The sequence below is a fragment of the Enterobacter sp. 168J2 genome, assembly GCF_034107265.1.
GTDB classification, from domain to species: Bacteria; Pseudomonadota; Gammaproteobacteria; order Enterobacterales; family Enterobacteriaceae; genus Enterobacter; species Enterobacter nematophilus.
Genome location: NZ_JAWNEB010000002.1, coordinates 90785 through 108156, shown reverse-complemented (window position 1 = coordinate 108156; position 17372 = coordinate 90785). Strand labels below are relative to the sequence as shown.

Annotated in this window: 13 protein-coding genes; 4 read left to right on the top strand and 9 right to left on the bottom strand. The window is 57.3% G+C overall.

The window, feature by feature from the left end:
• Positions 1–61 precede the first annotated feature (61 nt).
• Positions 62–613 (top strand): ribosome biogenesis factor YjgA, encoded by a 552-nt coding sequence (gene yjgA, locus USG84_RS08590; protein ID WP_028015295.1) that lies wholly within the window; start codon positions 62–64, stop codon positions 611–613.
• A 102-nt stretch (positions 614–715) separates the two neighbouring features.
• Here the strand turns inward: yjgA and mpl are convergent, their stop codons facing one another.
• The gene (gene mpl, locus USG84_RS08585) at positions 716–2089 is read right to left on the bottom strand and encodes a UDP-N-acetylmuramate:L-alanyl-gamma-D-glutamyl-meso-diaminopimelate ligase (RefSeq protein WP_151413010.1); all 1374 of its coding nucleotides are present in this window, start codon (positions 2087–2089) and stop codon (positions 716–718) included.
• A gap of 197 nt (positions 2090–2286) precedes the next feature.
• Here mpl and fbp point away from each other — a divergent pair, with 197 nt between their 5' ends.
• Positions 2287–3285, top strand: coding sequence for a class 1 fructose-bisphosphatase (gene fbp / locus USG84_RS08580; RefSeq protein ID WP_151413009.1), 999 nt, complete (start codon positions 2287–2289; stop codon positions 3283–3285).
• 150 nt (positions 3286–3435) lie between these two features.
• On the top strand, positions 3436–3792 hold the full coding sequence (locus USG84_RS08575; protein ID WP_061099438.1) for a helix-turn-helix domain-containing protein: 357 nt from the start codon (positions 3436–3438) through the stop codon (positions 3790–3792).
• Here USG84_RS08575 and USG84_RS08570 read toward each other — a convergent pair.
• The 5 genes from USG84_RS08570 to ytfQ all read right to left on the bottom strand — a co-directional run bounded on the left by USG84_RS08570 (position 3764) and on the right by ytfQ (position 10045).
• Positions 3764–5335, bottom strand: a complete 1572-nt coding sequence (locus USG84_RS08570; RefSeq protein WP_151413008.1) for a methyl-accepting chemotaxis protein — start codon at positions 5333–5335, stop codon at positions 3764–3766. The genes USG84_RS08575 and USG84_RS08570 overlap by 29 nt on opposite strands.
• 93 nt (positions 5336–5428) lie before the next feature.
• A complete protein-coding gene (gene yjfF, locus USG84_RS08565) occupies positions 5429–6430 on the bottom strand; it encodes a galactofuranose ABC transporter, permease protein YjfF (protein ID WP_119917020.1) in 1002 nt (333 codons plus the stop codon).
• The gene (gene ytfT, locus USG84_RS08560) at positions 6417–7442 is read right to left on the bottom strand and encodes a galactofuranose ABC transporter, ATP-binding protein YtfT (protein ID WP_253540461.1); all 1026 of its coding nucleotides are present in this window, start codon (positions 7440–7442) and stop codon (positions 6417–6419) included. Before ytfT ends, yjfF begins: the two co-directional genes overlap by 14 nt.
• Before the next feature lie 10 nt (positions 7443–7452).
• Positions 7453–8955: a galactofuranose ABC transporter, ATP-binding protein YtfR gene (gene ytfR / locus USG84_RS08555; protein WP_253540460.1), complete on the bottom strand. Its 1503-nt coding sequence runs from the start codon at positions 8953–8955 to the stop codon at positions 7453–7455.
• Between the two features lie 133 nt (positions 8956–9088).
• Positions 9089–10045 carry a galactofuranose ABC transporter substrate-binding protein YtfQ gene (gene ytfQ, locus USG84_RS08550; RefSeq protein WP_151413007.1) on the bottom strand — a complete coding sequence of 319 codons (957 nt, stop codon included), beginning with the start codon at positions 10043–10045 and terminating at the stop codon, positions 9089–9091.
• A 309-nt stretch (positions 10046–10354) separates the two neighbouring features.
• On the opposite strand from ytfQ, the gene ppa reads away from it, so the two are divergent.
• Positions 10355–10885, top strand: coding sequence for an inorganic diphosphatase (ppa, locus tag USG84_RS08545; RefSeq protein WP_041911466.1), 531 nt, complete (start codon positions 10355–10357; stop codon positions 10883–10885).
• A gap of 460 nt (positions 10886–11345) precedes the next feature.
• Here the strand turns inward: ppa and USG84_RS08540 are convergent, their stop codons facing one another.
• The 3 genes from USG84_RS08540 to tamA are packed head-to-tail and all read right to left on the bottom strand — an operon-like array spanning position 11346 to position 17199.
• On the bottom strand, positions 11346–11690 hold the full coding sequence (locus USG84_RS08540; RefSeq protein WP_008501424.1) for a gamma-glutamylcyclotransferase: 345 nt from the start codon (positions 11688–11690) through the stop codon (positions 11346–11348).
• Between the two features lie 2 nt (positions 11691–11692).
• Positions 11693–15469 (bottom strand): autotransporter assembly complex protein TamB, encoded by a 3777-nt coding sequence (gene tamB / locus USG84_RS08535; RefSeq protein ID WP_253540459.1) that lies wholly within the window; start codon positions 15467–15469, stop codon positions 11693–11695.
• The gene (tamA, locus tag USG84_RS08530; RefSeq protein ID WP_253540458.1) at positions 15466–17199 is read right to left on the bottom strand and encodes an autotransporter assembly complex protein TamA; all 1734 of its coding nucleotides are present in this window, start codon (positions 17197–17199) and stop codon (positions 15466–15468) included. Before tamA ends, tamB begins: the two co-directional genes overlap by 4 nt.
• Positions 17200–17372 lie beyond the last annotated feature (173 nt).

Genomic DNA, 17372 nt, shown 5'->3' with positions numbered 1-17372 from the left:
AACCGTTTTTCAGTGCGCGTCTTAACTGGTAACATTAGCCTCTTTTTTTAAGGAGCCTGACATGACTAAGCAGCCCGAAGACTGGCTCGACGACGTTCCCGGTGATGACATCGAAGACGAAGATGATGAGATCATCTGGGTCAGTAAAAGTGAAATTAAACGTGACGCCGAAGAGTTAAAACAGCTTGGCGCGGAAATGGTAGAACTGGGTAAAAACGCGCTGGATAAGATCCCGCTCGACCAGGATCTGCGTGATGCCATTGAACTGGCACAGAAAATCAAAAAAGAAGGCCGTCGTCGCCAGCTTCAGCTTATCGGTAAAATGCTGCGTCAGCGCGACGTGGATCCGATCCGTCAGGCGCTGGACAAGCTGAAAAACCGCCACAACCAGCAGGTTGCGCTGTTCCATAAGCTGGAGCAGATCCGCGATCGTCTGATTGAACAGGGTGATGATGCGGTACCGGAAGTGCTGAACCTGTGGCCGGATGCCGACCGCCAGCAGCTGCGTTCTTTGATCCGCAACGCGAAGAAAGAGAAAGAAGGGAATAAGCCGCCGAAGTCCGCGCGCCTGATTTTCCAGTATCTGCGCGAGCTGTCTGAGAACGCAGAGTAATATCGAACCGCCTGTTTCCCCCTCACCCCAGCCCTCTCCCCATAGGGGAGAGGGAGAAGAGTAATGTAGGCCCGGTAAGCGCTAGCGCCACCGGGCTTTATTTTACTCTGCGGCCTCGGCTTTCTTCGCCAGACCGTCCAGCAGCTTCTGATGGATCCCACCGAACCCGCCGTTGCTCATCACCAGAATGTGGTCGCCAGGCTGTGCGGCTTTCACCACCATATCCGCTAAGGCATCCACGTCCGCGCTCCAGTGCGCAGGCTGAATGCAGGCATCGGCCACTTCAGCCACCTGCCACGGAATATGCTGCGGCTGTAAGAGGAAGACTTCATCGGCGCGTCCCAGGGACGGCGCGAGATCGTCTTTGCAGATGCCCATTTTCATGGTGTTCGAGCGCGGTTCCAGCACCGCCAGAATTCGCGCGGTACCGCCAACCTTGCCGCGTAACGCCGCAAGCGTCGCCAGAATGGCGGTTGGGTGGTGCGCGAAATCGTCATACACCGTCACGCCGTTCGCTTCACCGCGCAGCTCCAGACGGCGGCGGGCGTTGATAAACGTCCCCAGCGCATTGGCCGCATCTGCAGGCAGCACGCCCACGTGGCGCGCCGCAGCGATCGCCATCAGGCCGTTGTGCATGTTGTGCTCGCCCACCAGGCCCCACTTCACCTCGCCCACTTTCTCACCGTCGAGCAGCACTTCCCACTCCGAGGCATCCGCGTTGAGCTTTTTCGCCTGCCAGTGACCCTGCTCGCCCACCAGCTCCTGCTCGCTCCAGCAGCCCATCGCCATGGTCTGCTTCAGGTTGATGTCGTTCTCCGGCAGGATAATGCGGCCCTGGCCCGGAACAATGCGCACCAGGTGGTGGAACTGTTTCTGAATCGCTTTCAGGTCGTCAAAGATGTCCGCGTGGTCAAACTCAAGGTTGTTGAGGATCAGCGTGCGCGGGCAGTAATGCACGAACTTGGAGCGCTTGTCGAAGAATGCGCAGTCATATTCATCCGCTTCAATCACGAAGAACGGGCTGTCGCCGAGACGCGCAGAGACGTCGAAGTTACCCGGCACGCCGCCAATCACGAAGCCCGGCTTGTAGCCGCAGGCTTCGAGGATCCAGGTCGCCATGCCGGCGGTGGTGGTTTTGCCGTGGGTACCGGCAACGGCAACCACCCAGCGGTCGCGCAGGACGAAGTCATGCAGCCACTGTGGGCCGGACATGAACGGAATATTGCGTTCCAGCACCGCTTCAACGCACGGGTTGCCGCGGGTCATGGCGTTGCCAATGATGACCAGATCCGGCTGCGGATCCAGCTGGCTGGCATCGTAGCCCTGAATCAGCGAGATGCCCTGTTTCTCCAGAAGCGTGCTCATCGGCGGATACACATTGGCGTCCGAACCTGTCACTTCATGGCCCAGCGAGCGCGCCAGCATTGCCAGTCCGCCCATGAAAGTGCCACAAATCCCCAATATATGAATGCGCATACGTCACTATCCTTCTTCAATGTGGCGCACATTTTACTCACATGTTAGCGGCTGTGAAACGCATTTCAGGTAAATCCGTATATTGCTGGCGCGATTCACCTCTGCGCTACTATTTGAATATTTGTTAAGATTGTTGGGCTTTAGTCGTTTTAGTGAACATACAATCGCTCTACTCACAAAGATGCAGGGAAAGTGTTATGAAAACGTTAGGTGAATTTATTGTCGAAAAGCAGCACGAGTTCTCTCATGCTACGGGTGAACTCACTGCTTTGCTGTCGGCAATAAAGCTGGGCGCTAAGATCATCCACCGTGATATCAACAAGGCCGGTCTGGTCGATATCCTGGGTGCCAGCGGTGCCGAGAACGTTCAGGGCGAGGTTCAGCAGAAACTCGATCTGTTCGCAAATGAAAAACTGAAAGCTGCACTGCGCGCGCGCGACATCGTTGCGGGTATCGCCTCCGAAGAAGAAGATGAAATTGTTGTTTTCGAAGGGTGTGAACACGCGAAATACGTCGTACTGATGGATCCGCTCGACGGCTCCTCCAACATCGACGTTAACGTTTCTGTCGGTACCATTTTCTCCATCTACCGCCGCGTTACGCCTGTCGGCACGCCGGTAACCGAGGAAGATTTCCTGCAGCCGGGCAGTAACCAGGTTGCGGCCGGTTACGTTGTCTATGGCTCCTCCACCATGCTGGTCTACACCACCGGCTGCGGCGTTCACGCCTTTACCTACGATCCATCGCTGGGCGTGTTCTGCCTGAGCCAGGAACGTATGCGCTTCCCGGAGAAGGGCAACACCTACTCCATCAACGAAGGCAACTACATCCGATTCCCGAGCGGCGTGAAGAAGTACATCAAATTCTGTCAGGAAGAAGATAAAGCGACCCAGCGCCCGTACACGTCCCGCTACATTGGCTCACTGGTCGCGGATTTCCACCGTAACCTGCTGAAAGGCGGTATCTACCTCTACCCAAGCACCGCAAGCCACCCGGACGGGAAGCTGCGCCTGCTGTACGAATGCAACCCGATGGCGTTCCTGGCCGAACAGGCGGGCGGCAAGGCGAGCGACGGTAAAGAGCGTATTCTGGACATCGTGCCGGAAAGCCTTCACCAGCGTCGTTCGTTCTTCGTCGGCAACAACCATATGGTTGAAGACGTTGAACGTTTTATCCGTGAGTACCCGGACGTGTAACGCCACTCTCCCGGGGAGCCAGTCTGGCTCCCCAACACATTTATATATTTTACCGTATAAGTGTTTATAAAAAACACGCTTTAATATTCACCCCTGCTCCTGCATTATTTCCATAACAGTTTGACAATTATTTCCTGGAGCAGCGTCACAATGAAAAATTATTCCCGGGCTAATACCGGCATTGATTTAAATCTTATTCCTGTATTTATTGAAGTCGTCCGCTGCGGCAGTATGGCAAAAGCCTCTTTGCGCCTGGAGATGTCCCGTCCCGCGGTGAGCCTGGCGTTGAAGCGCTTTAATCAACTGTTTGATGAGCCGTTATTTTTCCGCAAAGGTTTATATCTTGAGCCGACTGAAAAAGCGTTAGCGTTAACCAGCTCGCTGGAAATATTAATGGGTGATATTCACGATAATATTGCGGCGATAAATTCTGCGAGAAATAAAACCCCGGCACAGAACGCCCCGGGGCTGGGGAATATTATGCCGCAGTCTGAGCCGTCACTTTAAATGATGACATGGCCTCCATCAGCTGACGCGACTGCTCCTCAAGGGAGCGGGTCGCGGCGGAGGATTGCTGCACCAGCGCCGCATTCTGCTGCGCGGTTTCATCCATCTGGTTCACCGCAATATTCACCTGCTCGATGCCGCGGCTCTGCTCCTGAGACGCGGTGGCAATTTCACGCATCAGTTTGGTCATGCGCAGCACTTCGGTAGCAATCTCGTCCATCGTTTCACCCGCCTGCTGGGCCAGCTCGCTGCCCTCGTTAACGTGGGTCTGCGAATCGCTGATAAGAGAACGGATCTCTTTCGCCGCGTCGGCGCTGCGGCTGGCAAGGTTGCGGACTTCACCCGCGACAACGGCAAACCCGCGCCCCTGCTCGCCCGCGCGCGCCGCTTCCACGGAGGCGTTAAGCGCCAGAATGTTGGTCTGGAAGGCAATACCGTCGATCACGCTCAGGATGTCGGCGATGCGCGCCGAGCTGCCGGAGATATCGCGCATTTTTTCAATCACGTAGCAGACCATTTCGCTGCCGTGATCGGCGGTGTCGGAAACGGACTTCGCCAGCTGGTGCGCCTGCTCGGCGTTGTCGGCGTTGAGCTTCACCGTGGCGGTGATCTGCTCCATGCTGGCGGCGGTCTGCTCCAGCGACGTGGCGGTGGATTCGGTGCGCTCGGCAAGATCCCGGTTCCCCGCCGTCAGCTCGCGGCTGCCGGTGTCAATTTGCGAGCTTGCGTCACGTACCCGCAGAACCGAGCTCATCAGCGACTGGCGCATCTCCTCTATCGCCGCGTTGAGGCGGTTAAACTCCTGGCTCGCCGGGGCATTCAGCGTATGGGTTAAATCCCCCGCCGCCACGTTCTCCAGCTGCGCAATGGAGGCCGACAGCGGCTTAAGCAGCATATGGCGCAGCACCAGCCAGGCGAGCACGATAATGCCCGCCGTCAGCAGCGCGGCGACGATAATCAGGATCAGCACGCGGGTTTTGCTCGTCTGCACGGCGCTCACTTCCGCCTGGCCTCGCGCTTCGCTCCATTTCTGAAACGCCTGCATATCGTTATCGAACTGCTTCGCCACCGGGATCAGCGTGTTCTCCAGCAGATCGTAATAGCTGTCCGCGCTCTGGTCATTCAGGGTTTTTAGCATCGGGCCAATCCCCTGCTGGTTATACGTCGCCAGGCTGGCCGCGACTTTATCGAGAAGCTGCTGCCCCTGCTCGTCAGCCACGCCGCCGTCAATCACGCCTTTTAACGTTTTCTGGGCCAGGGCGACTTCCTGATTAATGTTTTTTACCGCTTTGGCCGCATCGTCCAGCATGCCGATTTCCATCATGCGGACGGCCTGCCCCGCCTCATTGCGCGCGCGCAGGATCAGCGTATAGCCGGTATTCAGCTGCACCATCTGCTCACCCTGAAGGTGATTAATGCGCTGCAGTGAAGAAGAACTCTGTGTGAGGGCATAAATGCCGATGCCGCTGACAATCAGCAGCAGAAGGGTCATAACGGCCAGTAAAGAGAGCAAGCCGGTACGAATCGATAGCGTTTTAAGCATGATGTTATTTCCGGTAGCGAGATATTTCTGGGCATAAAAAAAGAGTATCGGCCGCTACCGGAAAATGTTTAGAGTTTAAGCAATTTCAGCATGTTATGGCTCTGTTACCGATGTGTTCACGCGGGTAACAGGCGAGCTTTGTCGGTTCTCCCAGAGCACCGTCAGGCCGCGCTGCAGGGCGATAAAAATAAACAGCAGAATGCCGATGGCGATTTTGGTCCACCATGAGCTGAGCGTGCCGTCGAAGTTGATATAGGTCTGTATCAGCCCCTGGATCGCTACGCCGAACAGCGTGCCGAGCACCGTCCCTACCCCGCCGCTGAGCAGCGTGCCGCCGATAACCACCGAGGCAATCGCATCCAGCTCCACGCCGACGCCTGCAAGGGCATAGCCCGCCTGGGTATACACCGAGAAGACAATACCTGCCAGCGTCGCCAGGCCGGTCGAGAGCATATAGATGCGGATGGTGGTGCTGCGGGTTGAGATCCCCATCAGGTTTGCCGACGTAGCGTTGCCGCCGATGGCGTACACCTGATTGCCGAACCGGGTGCGGTGGGCGAGGAAAATGCCGATCACCACCACGCCCAGCATCAGCAGCCCCATCGCGCTTAAACGACCGCCGCCGGGGATTTTCCACGCCAGGCTGGAGAGCGTGTCGTACACCGGGTGGTTAATCGGAATCGACTCTTCCGATACCAGATAGCTCACCCCGCGCAGGAAGAACATTCCCGCCAGGGTAATGATAAACGCCGGGATTTTCAGCGCGTCAATCAGCAGCCCCATAAAAGCGCCAAACGCGCAGCCCATCACCAGCACCAGCGGAAACGCCACCAGCGGCGAGATGCCCCAGAAACCGATCGCTTTGGCAAGAAACACGCCGGTAAAGGCGATCACCGATCCGACGGAGAGATCAATCCCCCCGGAGAGGATCACAAAGGTCATACCGACCGCGATAATGCCTAAAAAGGCATTATCTGTCAGTATGTTACAAATCACACGCGTCGAGGCGAACCCCGGGAACTGGGTCAGGCAGTAGAGATACCCCAGCACAAACACGCCCAGCGTGATCATTAACGGTAAATTACGTTTTATCATGGCCACGGATCCCCTTAATGATGCTGACAAAGCGCGGCGACTGGACGATCAGCACGCAGAGTACAACTACCGCTTTTACCACCTGGTTGAGTTCCGGCTGGAACCCCGACAGCAGGATCCCGGTGTTCATGCCCTGAATGATCAGCGCGCCGATCACCGAGAGTAGCAGGTTAAAACGCCCGCCCATCAGCGATCCACCGCCAATAACCACCGCGAGGATCGCATCCAGCTCCAGCCAGAGTCCGGCGTTGTTGGCATCTGCCCCGCGAATATCGGCGGCGACGATGACACCGGCAATGGCGGCGCAGACGCCGCTCAGCACGTAGGTCAGCATGACCATCAATCGGGTGTTAACTCCGGCGTTGCGCGCGGCGCGGATGTTGATCCCCACCGCCTCAATAAACATGCCGAGCGCCGTTTTGCGGGTGAAGAGCCAAAAGACAACGAGCGTGACCAGAGCAATAATCACCGGCGTCGGGAAAAACAGAAGGTTGCCGCTACCGAGCCACGCCAGGCTCGGGGAGTTGAAGGTGACAATCTGTCCGGAGGTAATCAGCTGCGCCACCCCGCGCCCGGCCACCATCAAAATGAGGGTGGCGACGAAGGGCTGAATTTTCAGTACCGCCACCAGAATACCGTTCCATAGTCCGGCCAGTACGCCGGCGCCTAAGGCCGCCAGCAGCACCACCGGCAGGCTGTGACCGGCCACGGTCATGGAGGCTGCCGTGGCGCCGGCGATAGCCATCACCGCGCCGACGGAGAGATCAATCCCGCCGGTGGCGATCACCAGCGTCATCCCAATCGCCAGCAGCGCCACGGGCGCGGCGCGGTTTAAAATATCGATCGGGCTGCCAAACAGGCGGCCATCCTGAACAATAATCTGGAAGAAATGCGGTGCGACAAGGCTGTCTACCAGCAGCACCACCAGCAGCGCCGCAATTTGCGGCGTGCCGGTTGGCCAGCTAAAGCGGCGCTTTGACTCACCGGTTTGCGAAAGCGAACGGGACATCACGATTCACTCCTTACGCCGCGATGGCATTCATGATTGCCGGAACGGACAGTTTATCCAGCGGGATCTCTGCCACCTGTTTGCGATCGCGCATGATGATGACGCGATCGGCATAGCCCACCAGCTCCTCCAGCTCGGATGAGATAACCAGCAGGGCCAGCCCGTCCGCACAGAGAGTTTCGATAAGCCGGATAATTTCGGCGTGCGCGCCCACGTCGATACCGCGCGTCGGCTCGTCGAGGATCAGGAACTGGGGTTTGGTCAGCAGCCAGCGGGAGAGCAGCACCTTCTGCTGGTTACCGCCGGAGAGAAATTCAATCGGCTGTTCCGCGCTCGGGGTGCGGATGCCGAGCTGGCGGATAAAGCGCTCGGCGATAGCGTTTTGCTCTTTACGGGGGATCGGGCGCAGCCAGCCGCGCTGGGCCTGAAGCGCCAGAATGATGTTTTCGCGCACCGAGGCGGCGGCAATGATGCCGTCCGTTTTCCGGTCTTCCGGACAGAAGCCGACCCCCAGGCAGGAGGCCTGATGCGGCGATCGCAGCGTTTGCGGTTTGCCCTTGATCAGCGCGGTGCCGCTGTCGGCAGGCTTGATCCCGAAGATCACCTCGGCGGTTTCGGTACGGCCCGAGCCCAGCAGGCCCGCCAGCCCGACTATTTCGCCGGGACGCACTTCCAGGTTAAACGGCGCGATAGTGCCTTTTTTGCCGTAATCGCTGAACGCGGCGACCGGTTTCTCGCTCAGCAGCGTGCGGCCCGCGCGCTGGAGCGCGTTGGTTTCCAGCTCGCGGCCCAGCATCATTTTCACCAGCTCGATCTGTGGCAGCTCACGGGTTTCGCGGCAGCCGACAAAGCTGCCGTTGCGCAGCACCGTAATGCGATCGCTCACCTCATACACCTGATCGAGGAAGTGCGTAACGAAGATCAGGCTCACGCCCTGATCGCGCAGCTGGCGCATCAGGGTGAAGAGCATCTCCACTTCCTGGGTATCGAGGCTGGCGGTGGGTTCATCGAGGATCAGCACCTTCGCAGAGAGATCGATCGCACGACAGATGGCGACGATCTGCTGCATCGCCACGGAGAAGCGGTTCAGCGGCTCGCGGACGTCGAGGGAAAAGCCGTAGGACTCCATCAGCTTCGTGGCGCGCGCCTCCATCTCTTTGCGGCGGAGCAGGCCAAAGCGGCGTGGCTCGCGGCCAATAAACAGGTTATCCGCCACCGACATATTCGGCAGCAGGTTCACTTCCTGGTAAACCGTTCCGATCCCCAGCTGCTGGGCATGGGCGGTGTTTTTTGGCGAAATGGCGTTGCCTTCCAGCCAGATGGTGCCGCGATCGGCGTGATAAACGCCGGTCAGCGATTTAATCAGCGTCGATTTTCCCGCGCCGTTCTCGCCCAGCAGCGCCATGATCTCACCGCGCCGCAGGCTGAAATCAACGCTATCCAGCGCCTTTACGCCGGGGAAGAATTTGCTTAAGCCCTCTGTGCGGAGGATTTCCTGGTGTTGTTCAGTGGTCATGGTTTTCCCCCTCACCCTGACCCTCTCCCCGGAGGGGAGAGGGGACTATTCGTGCCAGTCTTTCATTTTCTGCCCAAACCGCCCTTTTCCCTCTCCCCTCCGGGGAGAGGGCTAGGGTGAGGGAGACTGGGGCTTAGTAGCCCATATTTTTCTTCTTCTCTAACTCTTCTTTCGCCGTATCCGGCAGGTAGAGCGTGGATTTGGTGACGGTCACCTTCTCAGGCATCGTGCCGTCTTTCTTGAATTTCTCCAGCGCGTCGAATGCCGGGCCCGCCATGTTCGGCGTCAGCTCCACGCTGGCGTTGGCTTCACCGTCGATCATCGCTTTGTAAATGTCCGGCACGCCGTCGATAGAGCCGGTGAGGATATCTTTGCCCGGCTTCAGGCCCGCTTCTTTAATCGCCTGAATCGCCCCGATCGCCATGTCATCGTTGTGGGCGTAAACCATGCAGATGTTCTTGCCGTTTTTTTCAGCCTTGATAAAGCTCTCCATCACCTCTTTACCCTTACTGCGGGTAAAATCGCCGGACTGAGAGCGGATAATCTTGATGTTTGGCGCTTTGGCAATGGCCTCAGCAAAGCCTTTCTTACGGTCGATGGCCACGCTCGCGCCGACGGTGCCCTGCAGTTCAACGACGTTGCACGGCTTGCCGTCGACCTGTTTAATCAGCCAGTCGCCAATTAACTGCCCTTCAAGCACGTTGTTAGCGGTGACGGTGGTCATATAGAGAGATTTGTCTTTTACGTCGATGGAACGGTCGAGCAGGAAGACCGGAATTTCAGCATCTTTCGCTTCCTTCAGAACCGGTTCCCAGCCGGTCGCCACCACTGGCGCAATAAAGATGGCATCCACGCCCTGGGCGATAAACGAGCGCACGGCTTTGATCTGGTTTTCCTGCTTTTGCTGACCATCGGCGATTTTCAGGGTGATGCCGCGTTTCTGAGCCTCGCTTTTCGCAACGTTGGTTTCTGCCGCACGCCAGCCGGATTCAGAGCCAACTTGCGAAAAACCTACGGTTAAGGGAGCGGCCATCGCCATAGACGACATGGCTGCCGAAACTGCTGTGACAAGAAGTAAGCGCTTCCACATATGAGCGTCCTCGTAGGGGTGTTTATTGTTGGTTAAAAGATGTTCTGCGAAATGACTATAGCCAATGAAATATGTAACGAATTGCGTTACATCACACTTCAGAAAAGTGAATAAAACGTTAATCACAAGTTTGTAATCGCTTTCATTTCACCATTAAAAATGCGGCTGAGTTTATGGATTTTCCTGTCATGGAAACGGTCTGAAAAGTGGGGCTAGCGGGGAGAGAAAGCGAAAACAGGCGGAGACATTCAGCGTGAGTTGGCTATAATACCTGCCACTTGTTTACCATCCATTTTAAAGGACACCGACATGAGCTTACTCAACGTCCCAGCGGGTAAAGAACTGCCAGAAGACATCTACGTTGTTATCGAAATCCCGGCCAACGCAGATCCAATCAAATACGAAATCGACAAAGACACCGGTGCGCTGTTCGTTGACCGTTTCATGTCTACCGCCATGTTCTATCCGTGCAACTACGGCTACATCAACCACACCCTGTCTCTGGACGGTGACCCGGTTGACGTGCTGGTCCCAACGCCATACCCACTGCAGCCAGGCTCCGTCATTCGCTGCCGTCCTGTCGGCGTGCTGAAGATGACTGACGAAGCGGGTGAAGATGCGAAGCTGGTTGCGGTACCGCACACCAAGCTGAGCAAAGAGTACGATCACATTAAAGATGTGAACGACCTGCCAGAGCTGCTGAAAGCGCAGATCGCCCACTTCTTCGAGCACTACAAAGATCTCGAAAAAGGCAAATGGGTTAAGGTTGACGGCTGGGACAACGCAGAAGCGGCGAAAGCAGAAATCATCGCCTCCTTCGAACGCGCTGCTAAGAAGTAATTCTTACTGCCGATCAATAAAGCCCCGCGAGTCGGGGCTTTTTTGTGTCTGAAAAAACCTAACGTCTGACCGTCGCGATCGTGAGCGTTACACATGCTAAGTTTCTTTCTTCAAAGCATAAAAATGGGCTACATAAAGGCGTTTGACTGTTACGGCAAAGACAGCAAATGGCAGTATCTCTGCATCATGACATTCCAGCTTGCCTGGTTTTTGTTTTACTTATGGATCCCGTATAGAAGCGATTATGCGATTCTGCTGTTTTTACTGTTTTTCCTGCCCGTCATTTCAAGCAATACGCGGTGCATAAACTACTATGGACGTTCACGCGCGCTGTGCTTGTTATGGCTTATTGCACCATACATCATGCTGTTCGTTCCTCTGTTTTTAACCCGGCGCCGGGATGCAGAAGAGAGCTGAAAGCACAAAAAACAACGCCACCTCACGGTGGCGTTGTCGTTTTTCAGTACTGGTCTCTGTCTAACCAGTTACCGCTTACAATCCGCGTTAACCCGTCGACCGGACGCTGGTAGACATACATCCACGCGCTTCCGTACGGTGTCTGGATCAACTGGCGAGCGTATTCACCGCCCCTGGTGCGCAAGGCATCAAGTTCGGCAAGTGTCGCATTATCAATACGATAAACTTCACCCTGTACTGTTCCTTCGCCGGGAACCGCGCCTGGATAGTGGCCCAGGCTGTACAACTGGTAGTTCTCGATATTGTAATTCCCCAGTAGCTGGGCATTGGTCATCCAGTGACTGTTGCCTTGCCTGGTTCGTAAACTGCCGTAGACAAATATTCGCATTGCTAAAACTCAAACTGATAGAGCAGATCAAGTGCCTGGTCTACGCCGGACACTGCTTCCAGATATAGCTTAGGCATCAGGCGATAGCGTAACGTGAGTGTTGCCAGTGAGTCAAAGATCCCCACACCATATTTTACCTGCAGACCCGGCAGTACATAGCCGCTGACCACCACCTGCGAGGAGTCACCCACGCCCTGGGTGTCCAGCGCCAGATTGCTTACGCCGAACGTCTCGCCGATTTTACCCACAACCTGCCCACTTTGTGCAACCCCCAGACCGACCAACATCGAGGTCATCGCCGCGCTGTCGCTTTGCCCGCTGTCCAGACCTTGTCCGCGCAGCAGATAAGAGAGGGCTTCCTGCTGCGACATCGCCGGGTCAGAGAAGATCTCCGCCTTCGGTTCATCGGCAGAGCCGGTGACGCGTACGCCAGCAATGACGTCGTTTTCCGTCGCTTCCGGGTTACGAATTGCTTCGATGTTCAACAGCGGCTGATCCGGTGGGCCGGAGAACAGCAGCTCGCCTTTACGGACAATCAGATCCTGACCATAGGCATGGAAACGCCCTTCAGGAATATTGATCTGCCCGTTGAGGCCAAGCCCTTGTTTATCCTGCGCCACTTTCAGGTCGCCCGTGAGCCTCGCCTTCAGCCCAAACGCATCCAACCGCACGTTATTTCCCACGTGCACGATAAGGTTACTATTAATCGGTATGCCAGCGCTCTTCTCTTCGGCAGGTTTCAGATTTTCATTGAGCATAACTTCATCACTGGAGACGCCGACCGCGCTTTCCGGCACCTCGTGAACCACGATGCGCGCCCACGGCACGTCCACGCGGCCATCCAGGGTGAAGAGGCTTGGCGTCGCCTCAAAGACGACGTCTGGCGAGACGTCCAGGCGCACCATTGGCGGTACGGTGATGCGCACCTTACTGCCTTTCGCGGCAATGCGGGCGCGCCAGTTGTCGAGCTGGCTCCAGTCCGCGTCGCCGCTCAGGTTGATTTGCCCCTGCTGAGTTAATACCGAGCCGTTCAGCGTTGAGCTCATGCCGTTGAAGTTCATCGCGATCTGGCTGGGCTGCATATCAAACGGCATGAAGTTACCGTCGATATCCACGCCGCTAAGCCGCAACTGGCCGAACAGCTGCGGGCTTTGCGCGTCGCCGGCCAGGCGCAGATTGGCATTCACCATGCCCTCGGCTTTTTCCCCGCGGGCGAAAATCGGGTTGACCATCGCCAGGTTGAAGTTGCGGATATTGACGTTACCGCCCAGATTGCGCCGCCCCTGCGGATCGGTAATCTGTATCTGCCCGTCCATCTGGCCGTTGTTGGTCAGACGGATAAGCCACCCCAGCTCCGCACGGTTGTTATGCAGGTCTGCACTCAGGTTCAGGGTGTCGAAGGCCACCGGCAGCGGCGCGTCGTTCACCTCCTGCGTCACCTTCACGTTGCGGCCGGAAAGCGTGACGCTGCCCTGCGGCAGCCCCTCTTTGGTGGTGTCCCAGGCGACATCGGCTTTCCCGCTGAAGACGCCGCTTGCCTGCGTGGTATCCGGCATAAACGGTTTTAGCATCGCCAGATCGAAGCGGTTGAGGTTGATCTGCGCGCGCCCTTCCGCGCCCGCATCAATGGTCTGCGGCACGCAGAGTTCCGCGTTCGGGTTGGTCCAGCAGTGCGGCCCAATGCTGATCTTCTGCTCGGCGTTGCGGTAGTCCAGCGCAATGGAGCGCGACAGCACCAGCGGACCCACTGGGGTGTTGAAGCGAGTGTTGTCCAGCGTCCCTTTCCAGCGCGTTTCTTTGCGGTCGAAGCTGCCGGTCAGGTGAAGCTGGCCGGAGACGGGCTCGCCCTGCACGCGCAGCTGGAGATCGTGCTGCTTCTCGTTCCCTTTGGCGTCCAGAGTGACCAGGCTAATGTTCACGTCCGGCTGGGAAATGCGCTCCACGCGCAGGTTCAGGTTGCCGCCGATCTGATCGGTGGATTTCACATCCCCTTCCACGCGGACGCGGGCGACGCTCAGCTCCTGCCAGCGCAGATTATTGGCGGTGATATCCGCCAGCAGCTGCGGCGCCTCCACGGTGCCGCGCACTTTCACGAGCCCTTTCGCCGTGCCGCCCAGACCCGGCAGGGCGTTATCCAGTTTCGGCGCGTCGATGGTGGCGTCAAGATTGAGATCTTTCACCCCCAGCTCGCCTTTGATATCCGCCGTGTTGCGGCCCAGCGCCACGTGCAGCCCCGGAATTACCCACTGCAGATAGCTGTTGCCTTTCACCGAGCCTTCAACGTTCACCTTGTTCTGCTTCACGTTCCCGGTGAGCTTGATTTCCGGCACTTCCATCTGCCACGTGCCGCCGTAGAGGCTGCCGCGGGTTTTGATTAGCCCGTCCAGCTTAGACGGCCAGTCCGGCACCTCTTTGGCGGTGTTAATCCCCGTCAGCTTCAGCTCGCCGCGCCAGCTGATTGCCTGCTGCCAGTCGAGCAGCGCGGTCAGTTCCGTTTTCCCTTCCAGCGCCGCGACGGTCAGCTTGTCGAGGTTAACCTGCTGTTCGTTACCTTTTGCATCCAGCGTGATGGTGGCGGGCGGCACGCCCTGCCCCTTCACCGCGGTGCGGAACGAGAGCGTGTAGTCGGTCATTTTGCCGCTCAGCTTCAGCTTCAGATCGTCGGCCTGGTACTGTTTTTCGCCGGTAAACGGCCAGTAAAGCTGCTTGCTGACAACTTCAAGATTGAGCGGCAGTCCGGCTTCCGCCAGCTGGGTTTGCGCACGCAGGGCCATGTCTACCGGGCCGGAGAGATTGACTCCGATATCCAGCTTCTCGCGCAGCGCCCCGCCCACTTTGACCTTCACTTTTTCGCCTTTGAGCGGGTCGATGTTCAGGGCGCTATTGAGGGTGATATCCACCGGCCAGCTGTCGCGCAGCAGGGCGTTGCCTGACGCGTTAACCGAGCCCTGGTTGGTGTCGATGTCCAGCGCGTCGAGCTTCATGTTGCCGTCAATGCTGCTGACTTTCAGCAGCATGTTAAAGACCGTCAGATCCGTATCGCCGGTCAGGCGCAGCTGTTCGCCTTTAAACTCCTCAATGTTGAGGTTCAGCGGCAGATGAACGTCGGTCATTTCAGGCAGGACAGGCTTCGAGAAGAGGTCTTTCAGCGTTTCGCCCAGCGGCTTCTCTTCCGGCTGCGGGTTCTGGATTTTTGGCTCGACGATCTCTTCCTGCGCCACGTCCGCCACTTTTGGCAGCGCGATCAGCAACCCCTGCAGCGAGGTTGGCGTCAGGGTGAGGTTTTTCTCCTGCCAGCGCAGGCCGGACGTGAAATCCATCACGGAAACGGTGGTGTCATCAATTTTGATATTGACGTTATCCAGCGCCACCCGATAGAGAGCAATCGGGTACGGCGTGGAGAGATTCAGCGGGCCGCTGTCCTCTTCCTCGACCGGCGCAGACGGCGGCATTTTTTTCGAATCTATCGCGACGTTAACGTCTTTTAGCGACAGATCGTTTACGCAGAGCTTGCTGTCCCGCAGGCAGCCCAGCTTCACCGCGAGGTGGAATTCCCCGGCGTTGACCGCCACGCCCGGCTGCTCGTAGCGGATGTTCTTCAGACGCAGGTCGCGCCAGCCGCCCGTCACCTGGCCAATCTCCAGCCCCGGCACCCAGCGGTTCGCGGCGTTAAACAGCAGATGCAGCCCGGTCGTCGTTCCCACCAGAAACGCCACCGTACCGAGCAGCAGCACGATAAAAATCAGCACCCCGAGGCTTATTTTCTTCCATAAACTCATAATTCAGGCCCCAGACCGATGTAAAACTGTAATCCGTGTTCGTCTTTGTCGCCGACCGGCACGGCGAAGTCGAGCTTGATGGGCCCGACGGGTGACTGCCAGCGTACGCCAACGCCTGCACCGGTTTTGAAATCGCTGCGGCGGATATCGTTCACCGCTTCACCGCCGTCAACAAACATGGCGCCCCACCACTTGCCGCTGACGTTGTACTGATACTCCAGCGAGCCGGTCGCCAGTTTGGATGCCCCGGTCAGCTGGCCCTTTTCGTTTTCGGGTGAAATTGATTTGTACTTATACCCGCGGATGCTGCGGTCGCCCCCGGCGAAGAAGCGCAGGTCCGGCGGAACGCGCTCGAAATCACCCGTCTCAATCCAGCCGAGATTGCCGCGCATCACAAAGCGGTGTTTGTCATACAGCGTGCGGATCCAGACGTTTTGCGCCTGAAAGACGGAGAAGTCCACGTCGGAGCCCCAGGCGGTGTTGGAATAATCGATGGAGTAGCGCTGGGAGTCGCCCCAGGTTGGCATCAAACCTCCACGCGAGCGGGTACGGCTGATCATCACCCCCGGATAAAGCAGCATGGTGGTGTTGGTGACGTTGGCCTGGGTAAAGTGATCGAGGCTCCAGCGCAGGTTAATGGCGCGCTGCCAGCCGCTGGAGAGATCCCAGAAGCGGGAGACCGCAAGCGTCGTCGAATCCTGCTCGGTGTCGTTCAAATCGGTGCGCTTAAAGCCACCCTGCACAAGGTAATACTGCTCAAGCGGATTTTTCAGCAGCGGCATTTTGTAGCTGAAATCCAGCTGCTGCTCGGGCGCAGAGAGGCTCAGGCTGGTGGTCAGGCTGTGACCGTACGAGTTCATCCACGGTTTTTTCCACGAGGTTTTCACCCGTGGTCCAACGTCCGTCGAGTAGCCAACACCGGTCTCAATGGTGTTCTCGGTGCGCGGCGAGACAACGCCATGCAGCGGCAACACCTTGGTTTTGCGAGACTTATCAAATTCCGGTGCGACAACCACGGAGTTAAACCAGCCGGTAGCGGAGAGACGACGGTTCAGCTCCGCCAGATCGCTCGACTGGTAGTAATCGCCTTTTTTAAACGGCACGAGGTTTTGCAGATACTCTTCACGAATTTGCGAACCTTCAAACGTTACATCGCCAAAGCGGTAGCGCTCACCGCTGTCGTAATCGATATCCCAGAAGGCCTGACGTCGCGCCAGCGCGATGCCCAGCTGGCTTTTGTTGAACTGGCTGTCAAAGTAGCCCTTGCGCAGGGAGACGCTCGTCAGCTCTTTTTTGAAGCGATCGTAGTCGCCGTGGTTGAGCACGGTGCCGATTTTTGGCCGCGTGCTGAGCAGATCAAGATAATCCCGGTCGGTACGCGCGCCGCCGCGCAGGATGACGTTCGTGCCGCCAATCAGCACCGGCTCGCCCGGCGAGACGCGGGCAATAAGCACCTGACGCCCCTTCTTTGGCGGCGGGCGGAGATCGAAATCAATGGTGGGTTCGTAATACCCCAGCGCTTTTAGCCCTTCACGGATCGCGTCATCCACGCGCGCGCGAAAACGCCGGTCCGGCGTCACCTCATCGCTCTGGATGGTCGACAGCTGCGCACGCACGTTTTTTTCCAGCGTCCCGGATAACCCCTCAACCTGCAAACGGACATTCGCCGCGCTGGCAACCCCGCTTGTCAGCAATACACTGACTAAACATAACTGGCGGATTTTTGTCACGTTTTCTCCTGAATATCCCTTTTCCACCCTGGAAGCAAATGAAGTGCCGCGGTGCGGCAAAATACGGCCTGGAAGCCAAAAACCCAAATCGTGGGTTGAAAACGGGTGTAACACCCAAATATTTCTTATGATTAAATCTAGTCTCATTCAGCGCATTTATTGTGTTCAATTAA

Coding starts and splice junctions, on each gene's coding strand:
- yjgA (WP_028015295.1), top strand. CDS start 62: ATGACTAAGCAGCCCGAAGACTGGCTCGACGACGTTCCCGGTGATGAC.
- fbp (WP_151413009.1), top strand. CDS start 2,287: ATGAAAACGTTAGGTGAATTTATTGTCGAAAAGCAGCACGAGTTCTCT.
- ytfR (WP_253540460.1), bottom strand. CDS start 8,955: ATGACCACTGAACAACACCAGGAAATCCTCCGCACAGAGGGCTTAAGC.
- tamB (WP_253540459.1), bottom strand. CDS start 15,469: ATGAGTTTATGGAAGAAAATAAGCCTCGGGGTGCTGATTTTTATCGTG.
- ppa (WP_041911466.1), top strand. CDS start 10,355: ATGAGCTTACTCAACGTCCCAGCGGGTAAAGAACTGCCAGAAGACATC.
- yjfF (WP_119917020.1), bottom strand. CDS start 6,430: ATGATAAAACGTAATTTACCGTTAATGATCACGCTGGGCGTGTTTGTG.
- mpl (WP_151413010.1), bottom strand. CDS start 2,089: ATGCGCATTCATATATTGGGGATTTGTGGCACTTTCATGGGCGGACTG.
- USG84_RS08540 (WP_008501424.1), bottom strand. CDS start 11,690: ATGCGAATATTTGTCTACGGCAGTTTACGAACCAGGCAAGGCAACAGT.
- USG84_RS08570 (WP_151413008.1), bottom strand. CDS start 5,335: ATGCTTAAAACGCTATCGATTCGTACCGGCTTGCTCTCTTTACTGGCC.
- ytfQ (WP_151413007.1), bottom strand. CDS start 10,045: ATGTGGAAGCGCTTACTTCTTGTCACAGCAGTTTCGGCAGCCATGTCG.
- USG84_RS08575 (WP_061099438.1), top strand. CDS start 3,436: ATGAAAAATTATTCCCGGGCTAATACCGGCATTGATTTAAATCTTATT.